The following is a 16,827-nucleotide window of genomic DNA, read 5'->3' as shown; positions in this document are numbered from 1 at the left end:
CGGCGGGCGAGGAACCCCGGCCGGCCTTCCGGCCTGCTCAGACGTACGAACGCAGCCAGCGCACCTTCGCCGCCTCGTGGTACGGCCCGCCGCCCTCGTGGTCGTTGAAGTCGTACACCTCGATCGTCTTGTCCTCGTGCGCCCAGGAGTTGAAGGCCGCGAAGACCGTGGAGGGCGGGCAGGTCTGGTCCTCCAGGGCCGCCGAGAACAGCGCCGGGGCCCGGCCGCGCGCCGCGAAGTGCACGCCGTCGAAGTAGGAGAGGGTGCGCTGCACATCGGCCGAGCGGCCGCGATGGGTCTTCAGGAACAGGCCGATCTCCCGGTACGGGTGACGGTCCGTCAGCGTGGTGGCGCGCGGGAAGTCGCACAGGAACGGCACGTCGGGGGCGGCCGCGGCCAGGTCGGGGACCAGACCGCCGACCGCGATGGTGATCCCGCCGCCCTGGCTGGCGCCGAGCACCACGGTCCGCGCCGCGTCGGTCAGCGGGTGCGCGCGTGCCGCCTCGACCGCCCGGACCGCGTCCGTGTACACCCGCCGGTAGTAGTAGTTCTCGGGTGCGTCGACACCGCGGGTCATGAACCCGGGGTACGACGGAGCGCCGCCCACCGGGTCGGCGGTGCCGCCACCGCCACCCCAGGCGCTGCCCTGCCCCCGGGTGTCCATCACGAAGTGCGCCCGGCCGGTGGACGCCCACAGCAGGTTCTCGTGCGGCAGCCCGCGTCCGCCGCCGTAGCCGATGAACTCCACGACCAGCGGCAGCGGTTCGGTGGCACCGGCCGGCAGCCGCAGCCAGCCCTTGACCGGGTGGCCGCCGAACCCGGCGAACGTCACGTCGTGGACGTCGACCGTGGACAGCCCGGTGTCGACCGGCTCGAAGCGGGCGTCGAGGTCGTGCTCGCGGGCCTCCTGGAGCGTCTTGGCCCAGAAGGCGTCGAAGTCGTCGGGCGCCACGGACGCACTGCGGTGTTCGCGCAACTCGTCGAGGGGAAGGTCGAACAGGGCCATCAACAACCGCCTTGGTGAAGGGAGTATGCGGATGATCACACCGTACGTGGGTGGTCCGACGACTCGCCAGGCCCCCGCGACGCCCGCACCCCCGACGAGCCGGGCCGCCCAGCGGCGATCCACTGGTCATGGCCCTCTACCGCCCGTCCTGGCCGACGACCCGCGGCTCCCGGCACCGCCCCGGCCACGACGTGTGGTCGGGTCACCGCACCACCCGACCCGACCGGGCAACCGAGGCCGCGGACGAGGCTGGGCGCGGGGGTCTCCGGGCGGCGGGGATGCAGGGGTTCTCGCGGCGGTGCGGCTTGCGGGTTCAGGTGCGTCCGCGGGTCCAGTCCGGGCCGGTGCGTGCCCACTCCTGTTCCCACTCGGCGAGCCGGTGGCGCAGCGCCACCCGCCGGACCACGCCGTGGCCCACCAGCACCACGGCCGCCGCGCCGCCCGCCCCGCACATGCCCACCGTGACCGTGTGCTGCCAGACGGCGACCTCGTTCGGCGGCGGAGCCACCCCGTGCCCCTGCCGGTCGAACCACACGTCCACCATGTCACCGCCCCTGGTCCCGGCCGGCACCCGTGCCAGCGCGGTCCGGGTCCCCTTGCCGGGCTCGGTCCACCGCACGTCCGCCTGGTAGGCGTGCGCCGCGTCGCCGCCCTGGATCGACGGCAGCTGCTCCGGGGTGTTGCCGACGACCATCGCCCGGACCCGGTGCCGCTCGGCCCGCTCCGTCGTCGCCACCGCCCGCGCCCGGTCGTGGGCCCACAGCCCGGCCACCGCCCCCACCAGCGGCGCACCCACGCCGAGCAGGACCGCCACAGCCAGCGCGATCCACGCCTCCACCATGTCCGACCTGCGCCGCAGCGGGTTCTGCCGCCACCGCCAGCCGTGCACCCGGGTACGCATGTCGACCTCCTCGCCGCCACAGGAGCCGAAGGGCCGGACCGCCGGTCCGCAGCTCCCAGCGTGCCCCGCCCGCACGCGAGCGTCCACACGGGTCTGGTACCCCGTACGGAGTACGGCGCTCACTCGTTCGGCGGTTCCGGCCGGAACCGGCCAGAGCAGGCGCCCCAGCGGGCCCCGTCAGCGCCGTGGTTCAGGCCTCCGGCCCTCAGTCCCCGAGCCCCCGCCCCGGTCCGCAGGTGCTGTGCCGTCGCACGGTCAGCCGAAGCGCTCGATGCGGATGCGGTCCACCGGCTGTCCGGCCGCCACCAGCAGCCGCGAGGCGTGCTCCGCGAACCCGTTGGAGCCACACACATAGGCCTCCCACCCACCAGCCGGCTGCTCGGCCAGGAGCGGGGCCACATGTGTGGCGGCCATACGTCCCACCGGCACACCTCGTGGCGCGGCCCGGGTGAACACGGTCGTCGTCTCCGGGCCCAGCTCCCGCGCGTAGATCAGCTCCTCGGGGGAGCGCGCCGACACCACCATGCGCAGCGGCACGTCCAGGGCACGGGCCCGGTGGTGCCGGACCATGGACATCAGGGGCACCACCCCGGAACCGGCGCCGAGGAGCAGCGCGGGCCGGTCGCCCGGCCAGGCGAAGAAGCCGCTGAGGGGGCCGCGCACCTCCACGGTGTCACCGGGCCGGGCCACCGTGTGGAACCAGCCGGAGACCTCGCCGTCCACCACGTGGTCCAGGGTCAGCTCGATGTGCCCGGAGTCGTCGGGCGCGGAGGCGAGCGAGTAGTGGCGCTGCGCCGCGTAGCCGTCCCCGGCGGTCAGCCGCAGCATCAGGTGCTGTCCGGGCAGATGCCCCGCCCAGCCCGGCACCGCGAACCGGAACGTCGACGCGTGCGGTGTCTCGCGCCGTACCCCGGTGATCGTGGCCGTCTGCCACACCGCCGCGGCCTCACCGGCCACCGCGACGCGTCCCGGCACCGCGAACCGTGTCGGCGGGGCGAACGCCACGGCGGCCGTCGCCTTCGCGGCCGTCTCAGTCACCGGAGTACCTCTGCTCCTCCCAGGGGTTGCCCCGCGCGTGGTACCCGTTCTGCTCCCAGAACCCGGGCTCGTCGTGGTCGAGGAGAGTGAGGCCGGCGATCCACTTGGCGCTCTTCCAGAAGTACAGGTGCGGCACCAGCAGCCGCGCCGGGCCGCCGTGCTCGGCGGGCAGCGGCCGGCCCTCGTACTCGAAGGCGATCCAGGCGCGGCCGCCGGTGAGGTCCGCCAGCGGCAGGCTGGTGGTGTACCCCGTGTGCGAGTAGGCGACGGCGTGTGTGGCGGACCCATGGGGGCGGACCCGCTCCAGGAAGGCGTCCAGGGAGACGCCCCCGAACCGCACCCCGAACTTCGACCAGCCGGTCACACAGTGGATGTCACCCGTGTACGCCGACGCGGGCAGCGTCCGAGCCGCCTCCCGGTCCCAGGTGCGCGGCTCGTCCACCAGCCCGTCGATCCGGAACGACCAGTCGGCGACCGTCAGCTCCGGCGTCACCTCGGCGGACAGCACCGGCCAGTCGTCGCCCGCGTCGTACTGGCCCGGCGGCAGTCCGGCGTTCTCGGTGCGGGGGCGGCCGGTGAAGCCCCGGGTGATGTTCATCCTTCAACGGTACGTGGTCCTGCCGGGTGCTCCTGCCCAGGTCAGACCACCGATCATTGCGGCCGTATGAACGATCCCCGAGTGTGGGAATAGCCGCCGCGCGCGCGTCCTTGCCGCTGAGTGCCGCTACCGGGACACCGGTGACTGCACCAGAGAGCGAGGAAACACGATGCCCAAGGCGTACGTCTACACCAGGCACGGCGGGCCCGAGACCGAGTCCTTCGCCGACGTGGACCGGCCGAGTCCCGGCCCCGGCGAACTGCTGATCGCGGTGCGTGCGGCGGGGGTGAACCCCGTCGACTGGAAGCTGCGCGGCGGTCTGCGACGGCCCGGCGCCGCCGAGCCGGTCTTCCCCGTCGTCCTCGGCAGCGAGGCCGCCGGTGTCGTCGAGGAACTCGGCGCGGGCGTGACCGGGTTCGCCGTCGGCGACGAGGTCTTCGGCAACACGGCCGGGGGCGCGTTCGCCGAGCACGCCCTGCTGCCGGCCACCGTGACCGCCCACAAGCCGGCCGCGCTGTCCTTCACCGACGCGGCCACCCTCCCGGTCGCCGCGGCCACCGCCTACGACGGCGTACGCCAGCTCGACCTGCCGGAGGGCGCCACCCTGCTGATCACCGGGGCGGGCGGCGGCGTCGGCGCGGCGGCCGTGCAGATCGCCCGCGCCTGGGGGCTGCGGGTGGTGGGCCTGGCGAGCGAGGCGAAGAAGGAGTTCGTGGAGTCCCTCGGCGCCGTGCACGTGCCGTCGGGACCCGGCCTGGCCGAGCGGGTGCGGGCCGCCGCGCCTGAGGGCGTGGACGGCGTCTACGACCTGGTCGGCGGCGAGGTGCTCGCCGAGGCCGCCGGGCTGCTCGCCGACCCCGCCAAGCTGATCACCGCGGGGGCCGCGCCGGAGACCGTGGCCGCGCTGGGCGGCGCCAGGGTCGAACGCGCCCGTACCGCCGCCGTCCTGGACGAGGTGGCCGAACTCGTGGTGGGCGGTGAACTCGACCCGCACGTCTCGCGGACCTTCCCGCTGGACCGGGCCGACGAGGCTCTGCGCGCCGTCGAGGACGGCCACACCCGCGGCAAGATCGTGATCGAGGTCGCCGGATGAGCGCCCCGGACCCCCGCGACAGCGGCCCGCACATCCTCGACAACGCCCCGCACATCCTCGACAACCCCGCGCTCGCCTCGCTCACCGGCCCGCACGCGCTCTTCGCCGAAAGACGCGGCCGAATACTGCGCTACCCGGTCGACGTCTCCCCGTGGCTGGCTCTGCCCGACGCGCCCGACGCCGACGACTGGGCGGATCTCGCCGCCCTCGCCGGCCCCGGCGCCGAGGTCGGCCTGCCCGGCTACCGGGGCGAACTCCCGGACGGCTGGGAGCTCACCATGAACATCGCGGGCGTGCAGCTGGTGGACGAGGGGATGGAGGCCCGTCCGGAACCGGCGGCGGTGCGGCTCGGCCCCGCCGACGTGCCCGAGATCCTCGACCTGATCGAGCGCACCCGGCCCGGCCCCTTCCTGCCCCGCACCATCGAGATGGGCACCTACCTGGGCATCCGCCGCGACGGCCGGCTGATAGCCATGGCGGGGGAGCGGCTGCACCCGCCCGGCTGGACCGAGATCAGCGCGGTCTGCACCGACCCGGCGTACCGCGGCGAGGGCCTGGCGACCCGGCTGATCCGCGCGGTCGCGCACGGCATCCGGGAGCGCGGCGAGACGCCGTTCCTGCACACCGGTGCCGGGAACACCACCGCCGTCCGGCTGTACGAGTCGCTGGGCTTCCGCCTGCGCCGCCGTACCGCCTTCATCGCCGCCCGGGTGCCGGAGACGCTCGGTCAGTCCTCGCCGGTGCCCGCCGACGTGCCGGCGTTGTAGCGCTCCAGGTACGCGGCGAACCGGACCAGATCCTCCTCCGCCCAGTCCGCCAGCCGCTCCCGGAAGGCGGCCCGGCGGCTGCGCGTGACCTGGGCCAGGATCTCGCGCCCGGCCTCCGTCAGATGCAGCACCTGGACCCGGTGGTCCTCCGGGTCCAGGCGCCGCTCGATCAGGCCCGCCCGCTCCAGCGCCGCCACCTGCCGGCTGACCGTCGACTTGTCGAGCGCGTAGTGCGCGGCCAGGTCGGTCGCCCGGCGGCCGCCGCTCTCCTCCAGGTGCCCGAGCAGGGTGTACGACACCAGTGACAGCTCGGGATGCATGCGCCCGGCCGACGCCCGGGCCCGGCGCGCGAAGACCGTCATCTCGCGCTGGATGGTCTCCACGGCGATCTCCTCCGGTGTCATCGGACGACCTCCGGCGACAGCACCTGCGATGTCAGCACCTGCACGGGAATACCTCCTCCGGCGACCTAGTTGTATAGTACAACTGAAGTTTGAGTTGTATAAGCCAACTAGTATGGGATCCGGAGGTCGTACGCGATGAGGTCACCGGCACTGCGCCATGTGCTCACGCACCTGATCACCCCGCTGCTGATGTGCCTGGGCATGGGACTGGCCTACATGGGTGCGTTCGTGCACCCGGAGCCCAACCACATGCCCGTGGCCGTGGTCGGCGCCGGACCGGAGGCGAAGGTGTTGGCGCAGACCGTCAAGGACACCGCCGGCGACCGGCTCGACGTCCGTACGGTGCCGACCCGGACCGCGGCCGTCGACCTGCTGAAGTCCCGTACCGTGACCGGCGCCTACGTCCCGAGCGCCAGGACGCCCGAACTGATCGTCGCCAGCGCCGCCTCCGACATGGGAGCCACGGCCGTCGAGAAGGTCTTCGCCCCGGTCGCGGAGCGGCAGGGCGTGCCGCTCAAGGTCACCGACGTGGCCCGGCCGGTCGCCGACGACCCCACGGGACAGGGCCTGTTCTTCCTGCTCGTCGCGGTCAGCATCGGTTCCTACGCCTCGGTCGCCGCCCTCGGCGCGGCCGGCGGTGCGCTCCCCATGCGGATCCGCGCCCTGCTCGCGGTCGGCGTGTCGGCGGTCGTCAGCGGCATCGGCGCGCTGCTCGCCGGCCCGGTGTTCCACCTCGCCCACCACGACCTGGCCGGCGTCTGGGGCCTGGCCTGGCTCTACTCCGCCGGCATCCTCCTCGTCGGCGTCGGCCTGCACACCTTCCTCAAGAGGTGGACCACGCTGACCATGATGGTGCTGTTCGTGATGCTCAATTTCACCAGCTCCGGCGGGCTGTTCCGGCCCGAACTACAGAACGGCTTCTTCGGCGCACTGCACGCCTTCTGGAACGGCGCCGGCTTCGTCGAGGGCCTCCGCGGCCTGCTGTACTTCGGCGGCGACGGCCTCGGCCGCGACGTGACCACGCTGGCGGTGTGGCTGCTGGCCGGCCTCGTGGTGGTCGCGGCCGCGGCCGGGTACGAGCGGGCCAGGGCCGCCACCCCGACCGCACCCGCCGTCGTACCGGACTCGCCCGCCGCCCTGGCGGTCGACGGGGAGGCCGGGGCGGCCGGGGCGGCCGACGAGGCGGCTGACGAGGAGGCCGAGGAGACGGTCGGCGTCTGACAGTCCGATGGTCCGACGACCGGCCGGCGTCCGGATAGGCTCTCCGCGATGACTGCTCTCACCGATCCCACCACCGTGGTCGCAGCGCTGCGCGCCGCCGGCTGTGTCTTCGCCGAGGACGAGGCGGAGCTGATCCTCACCACCGCCCGCACGCCGGAGGAACTGGCCGCGATGGTGGCCCGGCGCGCCGCCGGGGAGCCTCTCGAACACGTCCTCGGCTGGGCCGGGTTCCACGGCCTGCGCGTGCGGGTGGAACCCGGCGTCTTCGTGCCCCGCCGCCGCACCGAGTTCCTGGTCGACCAGGCCCTGGCGCAGGCCCCCGGCGCATCCGTCGTGGTGGACCTGTGCTGCGGCTCCGGCGCGGTCGGCGCCGCCCTCGCCGCCGCCCTCGGCGACGTCGAACTGCACGCCGCCGACATCGACACCGCCGCTGTCGGCTGCGCCCGCCGCAACATCGCCCCCTACGGCGGCCACGCCCACACCGGCGACCTGTACGACGCCCTGCCCCCGGCCCTGCGCGGCCGGATCGGCATCCTCGCGGCCAACGTGCCCTACGTCCCCACCGGCGAGGTCGGTCTGCTGCCCGCCGAGGCCCGCGACCACGAGCCGCTGGTCGCCCTCGACGGCGGCGACGACGGCCTGGACGTGCTGCGCAGGGTCGCCGCCGGGGCGCCCGAGTGGCTGGCGCCCGGCGGCTGCGTCCTCGTCGAGACGAGCGAGCGCCAGGCCGGCACGGCCGTCGAGGCCTTCGCCGGCGCCGGACTGTCCGCGCGGCTCGCGGTGTCGGAGGAGCTGTACGCGAACGTCGTGATCGGCGTGCGCGACCGGGCCGTCTCGCTCTGACGGAAGAGCGGAAACCACCCCTCCGAGGCTTGACGGCCGGGGACCTCAGCACGCTGGAGGTGCGGAGGGAGCCGAGCCGTACACGGTCGGGCACCACACCCTCCGCTGCCCGGGACCCCTGTGCCGGGCAGCGGGCGACACGCCGGGCGGGGCCATCCGACCGGGCCGCCGCCTGGGTCGTGGCGCCGCCTGGGTCGTGGCGCCGCCTAGGTCGTGGCGCCGCCTAGGTCGTCGCGCCGCCGGCGGAGGGGCTCGGTGACGGTGAGCGGTCGCCGGGGTGCTGCCAGGGGCCGCCGTGGTCGCGCATGCCGCCCCGGCCCATGCGCGTGAGGTCACCCGAGAACGCGGCCGAGGCGGTCGGTCCGCCGCCGGCGCCGCGGGTGCCCACCAGGACCGCGGTCGCGCCCTTCTTCAGCGAGTCGGCGTCCCCGCGCACCTTGACGTCCGAGTCGACGGTCCCCCTGTGAATCCGATGAGGCCGGCCGGTCCGGGGGAGGGCTACGACAGTTCCTGCGCTCGCGCGATGAGCAGTGCCACGTCGTCGTGGTTGTCGGGGTGGTGCAGCTCCCGCAGCAGCCGGTCGCAGGTCTCCTCCAACGGGCCGGCCGGGGCGTCCAGGAGGGCCAGCAGTTCGTCCAGCCGCTCGTCCAGGGAGTGGCTGCGGGTCTCCACCAGGCCGTCGGTGTAGAGCACCAGCTCGTCGCCCGGTTCGAACTCCACGGTGGTCGTGGCGAAGGGGACGCCGCCGACGCCCAGCGGGACGCCGGTGGGCAGGTCCAGCAGCTCCGGCGGCCGCCCGGGGCGGACCCGGGCCGGGGGCAGATGGCCGGCGTTGGCGATCCGGACCTGCCGCAGCCGCGGGTCGTGCACGGCGTACACGCAGGTCGCGATGGAGTGGTCCAGGCCCGAGGTGGTCTTGTCCAGGTGCTCCAGGAGCACCGCCGGGTCCAGGCCGAGCGAGGCCAGGGTGGTGGTCGCGGTCCGCAGCCGCCCCATGGTCGCGGCCGCGTTGATGCCGCTGCCCATCACGTCGCCCACCACGAGCGCCGTCCGGCCGCCCTCCAGCGGGATCACGTCGAACCAGTCACCGCCCACCTCGACGGTGGCGCCCGCCGGCTGGTAGCGGGAGGCCACCTCCAGGCCGGTGGTGACCCTGGGGTGGGTGGGCAGCAGGCTGCGCTGGAGGGTCAGCGCGGTGGTGCGGGCGTTCTGGTACCAGCGGGCGTTGTCGATCTGCACGGCCGCCCGCGCCGCCAGCTCCCGGGCCAGCAGCAGGTCGTCGTCGTCGAACGGCGCCGGCGTGCGGGTGCGTCTGAGGTCCAGGGCGCCCAGCACCTCGCCTCGCGCGATCAGCGGCACGGCCAGGTACGAGTGCACCCCGGCCCGGGCCAGCAGCTCGGCGGCCTCGGGCGAGCGGGCGATCCGCGCCAGGTCCTCGGCCGTGACCCGCGGGACGACGACGGCCTCGCCGGTCCGTACGCACGCGGTGATCAGCCGGTCCGGCGCGTACCGGGCGACCGTGCCCGGCGTCTCGGCGGCCCCCGCCGCCGTCTCCGGCTCCGCGCGCACGGCGAGCGCGCGGAGCACCGCGGGCTCGGCGGGGCCGAGCCTGCTGCGCCGGCCCTCGACCACCGCGTCCAGCAGATCCACCGACGCCACGTCGGCGAGCTCGGGCACCGCGACGGCGGCCAGCTCACGGGCGGTGCGTTCGAGGTCCAGGGTGGTGCCGATGCGGGCCGAGGCGTCCGCGATGACGGCCAGTCGCCGGCGCGCGTTCTCGGCCTCCACACCGGCCCGGTACGGCACGGTGATGTCGACCACCGACGTCGCCACGCCCAGTACGTTGCCCAGGGCGTCCTCCAGCCGGTAGACCGACACCGCCCAGATGTGCTCCTCGTCCGGGTCGGCCGGGGTGCGCCCCACCGCGGGTTCGTCGACGACCGGTTCGCCGGTCCGCAGCACCCGCAGGTAGGCCGACTCCAGTTCGTCGGCGTCCAGGGACGGCAGCACCTCGCGGACGGTCCGGCCCACGTGTTCCGCGGCGGGGACGCCGTTCATGCGCTCCATCGCCGGGTTGACCGACACGAACCGCAGATCGGTGTCGAGGACGGCCAGCCCGATCGGCGACTGCTTCACGATCCGCTCGGAGAGCGCGACGTCCTGCTCCAGACGGCGGACCGTCGACTGGTCGGCGGCCAGACCCAGCGCGAAGACGTCGCCGTTGTCGTCCATGAGACGCATGTTGCGGAACTCCACCACATGGGTGGTGCCGTCCTTGTGGCGGATGGGGAAACCCCCGGCCCAGCTCTGCCCGGTGCGCATCACCTCGGAGAACAGCTTCCCGACCAGTTCGATGTGCCGCTCGTGCACCATCAGGCGGGCCGCGTACTGCCCGAGCGCCTCGGCGGCCGGATAGCCGAACAGCTCCTCCGCCTGCGGGCTCCACAGCACGATGCGCCCCTGGGCGTCCAGCACCACGGAGGCCACGCCCAGGACGTCCAGCAGCCCGCCGGGTCGCACGGGCCCGCGCGCGGGCTCCTCGCCCCCGGCCGCCGAAGCCTCGGCTGGACTCATCGCACGCACCGCCTTCGCACCTTCGCACGGCACGTCGTCCCCCGTGCCGACTCCCCTTGTTCTATCGCGCTCACACCCGACTCTCCGACGTCGCCGCCGACTTTTCCACCCTCTCTCGTCACCGCGCCGTCCTCATGGCGAAGTAACCACCGGGGCGGCAGGGGCGCGAGTTCACTTTCCCGTTTCCGTCATTGGTCTGTACATGACCGTCAGGTGCACGCCAGACTGACCGACGCGCGCACACCCACCCCCCAGTCACCGAGGAGCAGGCCGCCATGCCCGCGTCCACCCGGCAACGTTGTCGCGCGGGGCTGACCGCCCTGGTCGCCCTCGCCACCACCGCGGTCCTCGCCACCGCCGCCCCGGCCTCCGCCGCCGACACCTGGACCGAGACCGGTTCCGACCGCGCCGATCCGCTCACCGAGAGCCAGGGACTGACCTCGGTCGAGGTCCCCGCGAACAGCCCCAACCGGTACACCGGCATCGGCACCATCCCGGTCGGCGTCTCCGGTCGCGGCTGGAACCACGTCGGCGACCCCGACGAGTCCTACGACGGCTACTACGTCGAGCCGTACCAGGCGGACTCCGGCACCGCCAAGATGTACCGGGTGCAGGCCCCGGACGGCACCTGGTCGGAGTACGTCCACACGCTCGCCCCCGGCGAGGCCCTCAACAACTCGTGGGACGCGATCTCGCCCGACAGCCAGTACATGCTCTCCGGCGAGTACGGCACCATGACCCGCTTCCTGGTCCTCCCGACGCCCGGCGCCAACGCCGGCACCTCGCCGTCCGCGAACCTTCCGCTGGCGTCCGTCGTGAACCTGGACCACGCCGTACGCGACGTACAGGGCTGCGACTTCTCCGGTCCCACCACGCTGCTGTGCTCCTCGGACGACCCGGACGGCAGTCTCTTCGGCTACACCAAGCCGCTGCTCCAGGTCGACCTGTCCGCGCAGCCCGGCGCCGCCGACGTCACCGGTCGCGTCACCGCGCTGCGCCGGCTCCCGCTGCGCAGCTCCTGCTCGGGCACGTTCGAGGCCGAGGGCATCGACTACGACCGGCGCACCGCCACCCTGCGCGTCATCGTGATGTCGCCGGGCTTCTGCGTCCTCACGGACAGCAAGACGTACAAGTTCACCCGGGGCTGAGCCGCCCCGGGGGCGGCGGCGGGTGGTGCGGCGCCCGGGAATCGGTGCTTTTCTGTTGGCATGGCGCGGTTCGCGGGGGAACCCGTGACACCGCGCCATCGCCATGAGAGGAGCGTGCACGATGGGCCCTGAACGACTGCACGAGGAACCCGTCTCCCTCGAGATCAGCGGATGCAGCAAGGAGGACGCCCGGATCGTCTTCGACGCGCTGTGCGAGTGCTTCGAGTCCGACCGGAACGCCGAGGACGTGCCGCAGCAGCTGCACGAGACCCGCCCCATGGTGTGGCTCGGCACCTTCGAGGTCACCGACGCCCACGAGTGCACCCCGCCGCCCCGGCTCGCGGCCTCCGTGGAGGCCGACGCGCAGGGCGGCTACTGGGCCATCGACCGGCTCCGAACGGCCCTCGACTCCCTGTTCGCGGTGCGCAACCTGTCCTCCGCCTCGGGCGACCAGGAGCGGGAGCTGCACGTTCTGCTCGAAAGCAGGTGACCGCCGACGCGGCAGCGGCTTGTCGGTGATCTGGGACACGTCACCCCGGACTCTTTGTGCAACTAGTTGCATAACCCGTACGCGGTCCTCTACAACTGCGGTGACGACACCGCGCACGGAGGGCCCGATGAGCCGTTACCCGCATCTGCTGAAACCCCTCGACCTGGGCTTCACCACCCTGCCCAACCGCGTGCTCATGGGCTCCATGCACGTGGGCCTGGAGGAGGCCGAGCGCGGCTTCGAGCGGATGGCGGAGTTCTACGCGGCCCGGGCCCGCGGGGGAGTGGGCCTGATCGTCACCGGCGGCATCGCCCCCAACGACGAGGGCCGCCCCTACGAGGGCGGCGCCAAGCTCACCACCGACGAGGAGGCCGAGCGGCACTGCGCCGTGACCGGGGCCGTGCACCGCGAGGGCGGCCGGATCGCGATGCAGATCCTGCACTTCGGCCGCTACGCCTACCACCGCGACCTGGTCGCCCCCAGCCCGGTGCAGGCCCCCATCAGCCCCTTCGCGCCGCGCGAACTCACCGACGAGGACGTCGAGCGCACCATCGGCGACTACGTCCGCACCGCCCGCCTCGCCCGGCAGGCCGGCTACGACGGCGTCGAGATCATGGGCTCCGAGGGCTACCTGATCAACGAGTTCATCGCCGCCGCGACCAACCGGCGCACCGACCGCTGGGGCGGCTCCTACGAGAACCGGATGCGGTTCCCCGTGGAGATCGTCCGGCGGGTGCGCGAGGCCGTCGGCGACGACTTCATCATCGTCTACCGGCTCTCCATGCTGGACCTGGTGCCCGGCGGCTCCTCCCTCGACGAGGTGATCACCCTCGCCAGGGCCGTCGAGGCGGCCGGCGCGACCATCATCAACACCGGCATCGGCTGGCACGAGGCCCGCATCCCCACCATCGCCACCTCGGTGCCCCGCGGCGCCTACACCTGGGTCACCAGGAAGCTGATGGGCGAGGTGTCCGTCCCGCTGGTCACCACCAACCGCATCAACACCCCCGAGGTCGCCGAGGAACTGCTGGCCGGAGGCTGCGCGGACATGGTCTCCATGGCCCGCCCCATGCTCGCCGACCCCGAGTTCGTCGCCAAGGCCGCCGCCGGCACGCCGGAGGCCATCAACACCTGCATCGGCTGCAACCAGGCCTGCCTCGACCACACCTTCAGCGGGCAGATCACCTCCTGCCTGGTCAACCCGCGCGCCTGCCACGAGACCGAGCTGGTCCTCGCCCCGACCCGGCTGAAGAAGCGCGTCGCGGTGGTCGGCGCCGGCCCGGCCGGCCTGGCCTGCGCCGTCTCCGCCGCCGAACGCGGCCACCAGGTCACCCTGTTCGACGCGGCGGCCGAGATCGGCGGCCAGCTGAACGTGGCCCGCAAGGTCCCGGGCAAGCAGGAGTTCGACGAGACCCTGCGCTACTTCCGCCACCAGCTCGACGCGCACGGCGTCGAGGTACGCCTGGACACCACCGTCGGACCCGACGACGTCACCGGCTACGACGAGGTCGTGGTCGCCACCGGCGTCACCCCGCGCACCCCCGACATCCCCGGCGTCGACCACCCCAGCGTCGTCGGCTACCTCGACGTGCTGCGCGACGGCGCCCCCGTCGGCGACCGGGTCGCGATCCTCGGCGCCGGCGGCATCGGCTTCGACGTCGCCGAGTACCTGACCGACGGCGGCGACAAGGCGAGCGAGGACCCGGCGACGTACTTCAGGCTCTGGGGCGTCGACACGGACTACCGGGAACCGGGCGGTCTGGCCGCCCCCGAACGCCCCGCGCCCCCGCGCACCGTCCACCTGCTCCAGCGCAAGACCGGCAAGGTCGGCGCCGGTCTCGGCAAGACCACCGGCTGGATCCACCGCACCGAACTCAAGCACCGGGGCGTCACCATGGTCCCCGGCGTCCGGTACGACCTGATCGACGACGCCGGGGTGCACGTCACCGTCGACGGGCGGAGCACCGTCCTGCCGGTCGACACCGTGGTGCTCTGCACCGGGCAGGAACCGCGCCGCGGCCTCTACGAGGAACTGGTCGCCGCGGGCGTCGCCGCGCACCTCATCGGCGGCGCCGACGTCGCCGCCGAACTGGACGCCAAGCGGGCGATCAAGCAGGGCACCGAACTGGCGGCCGCCCTGTAGGCGCTGTTCCTAGGATGAGCCCATGTCACTCCCGCACGCGATCCTCACCGCCCTGCTCGAGAAGCCGTCGTCGGGGCTGGAGCTGACCCGCAGGTTCGACAGGTCGATCGGGTACTTCTGGTCGGCGACGCACCAGCAGATCTATCGCGAGCTGGGAAGACTGGAGACCGAGGGCTACATCCGCACCCTGCCGGCCGAGCAGCCGGCCCGTGGGCAGAAGAAGAGCTACGAGGTCCTGCCCGCGGGCCGCGCCGAGCTGGCCCGCTGGACCGCCACCGCCCAGGAACCCAAGCCCCTCCGGGACGTCATGCTGCTGCGGCTGCGCGCCGCCGCGGTGGTCGGCACGGCCGGCCTGGAAGCCGACCTGCGCCGCCATCTGGAGTTGCACCAGGTGCAGTTGGCCGAGTACGAGGAGATCCAGCGCCGCGACTTCCCGCCCGGCAAGGACACCCCCGAGGACCGCCTGCGGCACCTGGTGCTACGGGCCGGCATCGACCTGGAGACGTTCTGGACGCGGTGGCTCACCCACGCCATCGGGGAGCTCGGTGAACTCCCCGACCGCTGAGCCGGGTCAGAGCCGGTACGGCTTCGAGCGCTTGCGCAGGTACCAGCCCGCGGCGATGACACCCGAGCCGACCAGCGCCGCTCCGATGCCGAGCGTCAGCGGGCCGTAGTCGCGGGCGGCGCCGCCCAGACCGCCCATCACGCCCCGGGAGGGCGCGGCGGACCTGCTGGTGGAGGAAGTGGTCGGGACGGTCGGGGCGGGCGGCGCGGCCGCGGCCGAGACGATCACCGACTGGTTGCCGGCCGTACCGCCGTTGGAGCAGACGACGACCACCGTGTAGGTGCCAGGTGACACGCCGGACCAGGCGGCCGACTGGCTCACCGTGGTGCCCGCCAGCGCCGCCTGCCGCCCCTGGGCGAACGAGCTCTGAGCGCTGTTGAGCAGCGAGGCGTTGCCCCAGCTGCCGTTGTTCTGGGTACAGGCGCTGGTGACCACCGAGACCGTGGTGCCGGTGGTGCTCACCGAGATGCCCGAGACCGCGGCGGACGGGCCCGCGAGCCAGGCCGGGAGCGCGGCGGCGGCCGCCAGGGTCAGGCCGGAGCGGACGAGACGTCGGGTAGTGCGCATGGGCTGCCCTCCGGCGGCACGGTTGGCGGAACGTCCCTTGCGCCGCCGAGGATCGGGGAAGCCCCGTGCTGCCTCAGGTTCAGCGAAAGCGGCCGCGGACCGCCGCGCACGCGCAGGCGCCCGGTCAGGTGATCTCTTCATCCGTCCGGCCCAGGCCGGGATGCGCCTCAGGCCCCCGTCGTCACCGACCGCACCGCCGACCACCCGCCCCACGTCCCGTCCGGCAACCGCGCCCGCAGCCGCACATGGTGCCCGACTCCATGGTCCCGCCCCACATAGAAGCTGTAGGCCGAGCGGCCCGTGGGCGGGGTCCCGCCCCATACCAGTGAGGTGGTCGTCGCCGCGTCGAGCCGGATCTGGTACTCCGTGATCACCCCGTCCACCCGCGGCGGATCCCAGGCCAGATCCAGGTAGTATGCCCCGCTCTTCTCGTGGCTCCTCGCGGTGAACCCGGTGGGCGCGGTGGCCCGGCCGTCGTCGGTGCCCGGTGTGGTCAGGCGCACCGCCGCGCTCGCGGGCGAGAGGTTCCCGGCCGCGTCCCGGGCCCGGACGGTGAACACATAGCGCGTCCCCGGACGCAGTCCCGTCACCACGGTGGCTGTCTGGTTCCCGCCCACACTGTGGATCTTCGCGTCGCCCTGGTAGACGTCGTACGACAACACCGCCCGGTCGTCGGTGGCGGCGCCCCAGGACAGCTGCACCGCGCGGCTGCCCACGGCGCGTCCGCCCGGTCGTACCGGGCGCGTCGGCGCCGACCGGTCCGCCGCGACCAACGCCGGTGTGGTCGCCCGCACCTCGCGGCTGCGCGGCCCGAGGCTGCCGTCGCCGCCCCGGGCCCGCACGGAGAACGCGTACGCGGTGGACGGCCTGAGCCTGACGACGTCCACCATGTGCTGGGACCCCGGTACCTCTTCGACCTTCGTGGTGCCGCGATACACCTCGTAGCCGCGTACCCCCGCACTGTCCGGCAGCGCGTTCCACATGACGTGCACGCTGGTGGCGCTGCCGGCCGCCGCGGTGACCCCGGCCGGGGCACCGGGCAGCCTGCCGCTGTCCCCGTCGGCGCCACGCGGGCCGCACGACGTCAGGAACAGCAGCGCACAGACCAGGACGACGACACGGCGCACGGTTCCGCCTCCCCGGGGACGGCAGTACGGCAATGGTCCGGACCAATCGTTCTCCGGACCAATATGACCTGCCCGGGATGCGGACATCAAGAGGCCCGTATTGGAGACGACGGGGAGGAGTTACGTATGCTGACCGCACTGCGGCCGAACTTCCCCGGAGAACAGGGGAGTTCGCGCCTGTGGCGCGGAACGCTGTCGTCGCTGATCCCGCGCCGACGCGGGCGGCCGGGGCCGTCCGGGCCGACACCGGCTCGGGCGGCCCCGGCCCCTGACGGGATCTCACAGGGTGTCAGTTCGTTGCTCCGTACGGCCCTGTAAGGCCCTCACCTGCTGGCCCGGGCG

At 73.5% G+C, this 16,827-nt stretch carries 17 protein-coding genes; 8 read left to right on the top strand and 9 right to left on the bottom strand.

The features are described from left to right. Window positions 1–37: 37 nt before the first annotated feature. The 4 genes from AAW13_RS05050 to AAW13_RS05035 form a co-directional block, all read right to left on the bottom strand. A complete protein-coding gene (locus AAW13_RS05050) occupies window positions 38–1,006 on the bottom strand; it encodes an acetylxylan esterase (protein ID WP_046727759.1) in 969 nt (322 codons plus the stop codon). A gap of 313 nt (window positions 1,007–1,319) precedes the next feature. Next, complete coding sequence (locus tag AAW13_RS05045; RefSeq protein WP_206306152.1) at window positions 1,320–1,907, bottom strand: Rv1733c family protein; 588 nt, start codon at window positions 1,905–1,907, stop codon at window positions 1,320–1,322. A 255-nt stretch (window positions 1,908–2,162) separates the two neighbouring features. Continuing rightward, entirely contained in the window at window positions 2,163–2,945 is a 783-nt protein-coding gene (locus AAW13_RS05040) for a ferredoxin reductase (protein ID WP_206306151.1), read from the bottom strand. Then, the gene (locus AAW13_RS05035; protein ID WP_046727757.1) at window positions 2,938–3,543 is read right to left on the bottom strand and encodes a sulfite oxidase-like oxidoreductase; all 606 of its coding nucleotides are present in this window, start codon (window positions 3,541–3,543) and stop codon (window positions 2,938–2,940) included. Before AAW13_RS05035 ends, AAW13_RS05040 begins: the two co-directional genes overlap by 8 nt. A gap of 169 nt (window positions 3,544–3,712) precedes the next feature. On the opposite strand from AAW13_RS05035, the gene AAW13_RS05030 reads away from it, so the two are divergent. Both AAW13_RS05030 and AAW13_RS05025 read left to right on the top strand, forming a co-directional pair. Further along, on the top strand, window positions 3,713–4,636 hold the full coding sequence (locus AAW13_RS05030; RefSeq protein WP_046727756.1) for an NADP-dependent oxidoreductase: 924 nt from the start codon (window positions 3,713–3,715) through the stop codon (window positions 4,634–4,636). Continuing rightward, window positions 4,633–5,403 carry a GNAT family N-acetyltransferase gene (locus AAW13_RS05025; protein ID WP_046727755.1) on the top strand — a complete coding sequence of 257 codons (771 nt, stop codon included), beginning with the start codon at window positions 4,633–4,635 and terminating at the stop codon, window positions 5,401–5,403. The genes AAW13_RS05030 and AAW13_RS05025 overlap by 4 nt, the downstream gene beginning before the upstream one ends. Here AAW13_RS05025 and AAW13_RS05020 read toward each other — a convergent pair. Further along, a complete protein-coding gene (locus tag AAW13_RS05020) occupies window positions 5,364–5,807 on the bottom strand; it encodes a MarR family winged helix-turn-helix transcriptional regulator (RefSeq protein WP_046727754.1) in 444 nt (147 codons plus the stop codon). The genes AAW13_RS05025 and AAW13_RS05020 overlap by 40 nt on opposite strands. 135 nt (window positions 5,808–5,942) lie before the next feature. On the opposite strand from AAW13_RS05020, the gene AAW13_RS05015 reads away from it, so the two are divergent. Both AAW13_RS05015 and AAW13_RS05010 read left to right on the top strand, forming a co-directional pair. Then, window positions 5,943–7,028, top strand: a complete 1,086-nt coding sequence (locus AAW13_RS05015; protein ID WP_046727753.1) for an ABC-2 transporter permease — start codon at window positions 5,943–5,945, stop codon at window positions 7,026–7,028. A 48-nt stretch (window positions 7,029–7,076) separates the two neighbouring features. Beyond that, on the top strand, window positions 7,077–7,871 hold the full coding sequence (locus tag AAW13_RS05010) for a putative protein N(5)-glutamine methyltransferase (RefSeq protein WP_046727752.1): 795 nt from the start codon (window positions 7,077–7,079) through the stop codon (window positions 7,869–7,871). A 223-nt stretch (window positions 7,872–8,094) separates the two neighbouring features. On the opposite strand, the gene AAW13_RS05005 is transcribed toward AAW13_RS05010, so the two are convergent. Both AAW13_RS05005 and AAW13_RS05000 read right to left on the bottom strand, forming a co-directional pair. Next, window positions 8,095–8,307, bottom strand: coding sequence for a hypothetical protein (locus tag AAW13_RS05005; protein ID WP_046727751.1), 213 nt, complete (start codon window positions 8,305–8,307; stop codon window positions 8,095–8,097). 62 nt (window positions 8,308–8,369) lie between these two features. Beyond that, window positions 8,370–10,445 (bottom strand): SpoIIE family protein phosphatase, encoded by a 2,076-nt coding sequence (locus tag AAW13_RS05000; RefSeq protein WP_107483238.1) that lies wholly within the window; start codon window positions 10,443–10,445, stop codon window positions 8,370–8,372. 275 nt (window positions 10,446–10,720) lie between these two features. On the opposite strand from AAW13_RS05000, the gene AAW13_RS04995 reads away from it, so the two are divergent. From AAW13_RS04995 to AAW13_RS04980, 4 genes are all read left to right on the top strand, one after another. After that, window positions 10,721–11,593, top strand: a complete 873-nt coding sequence (locus tag AAW13_RS04995) for a hypothetical protein (RefSeq protein WP_046727749.1) — start codon at window positions 10,721–10,723, stop codon at window positions 11,591–11,593. A gap of 121 nt (window positions 11,594–11,714) precedes the next feature. Next, complete coding sequence (locus AAW13_RS04990) at window positions 11,715–12,083, top strand: hypothetical protein (RefSeq protein ID WP_046727748.1); 369 nt, start codon at window positions 11,715–11,717, stop codon at window positions 12,081–12,083. A gap of 127 nt (window positions 12,084–12,210) precedes the next feature. Continuing rightward, window positions 12,211–14,226, top strand: a complete 2,016-nt coding sequence (locus tag AAW13_RS04985) for an NADPH-dependent 2,4-dienoyl-CoA reductase (protein ID WP_046727747.1) — start codon at window positions 12,211–12,213, stop codon at window positions 14,224–14,226. Between the two features lie 22 nt (window positions 14,227–14,248). Next, window positions 14,249–14,791, top strand: a complete 543-nt coding sequence (locus AAW13_RS04980) for a PadR family transcriptional regulator (protein ID WP_046727746.1) — start codon at window positions 14,249–14,251, stop codon at window positions 14,789–14,791. Between the two features lie 6 nt (window positions 14,792–14,797). On the opposite strand, the gene AAW13_RS04975 is transcribed toward AAW13_RS04980, so the two are convergent. Both AAW13_RS04975 and AAW13_RS04970 read right to left on the bottom strand, forming a co-directional pair. Next, on the bottom strand, window positions 14,798–15,358 hold the full coding sequence (locus AAW13_RS04975; protein ID WP_046727745.1) for a hypothetical protein: 561 nt from the start codon (window positions 15,356–15,358) through the stop codon (window positions 14,798–14,800). Window positions 15,359–15,525: 167 nt separating this feature from the next. Further along, window positions 15,526–16,485 carry a fibronectin type III domain-containing protein gene (locus tag AAW13_RS04970; protein WP_046727744.1) on the bottom strand — a complete coding sequence of 320 codons (960 nt, stop codon included), beginning with the start codon at window positions 16,483–16,485 and terminating at the stop codon, window positions 15,526–15,528. Window positions 16,486–16,827: the final 342 nt, after the last annotated feature.

Source organism: Streptomyces humi (assembly GCF_001005085.2).
Classification (GTDB): Bacteria; Actinomycetota; Actinomycetes; order Streptomycetales; family Streptomycetaceae; genus Streptomyces; species Streptomyces humi.
This window is presented reverse-complemented; position numbering and strand designations above follow the sequence as displayed.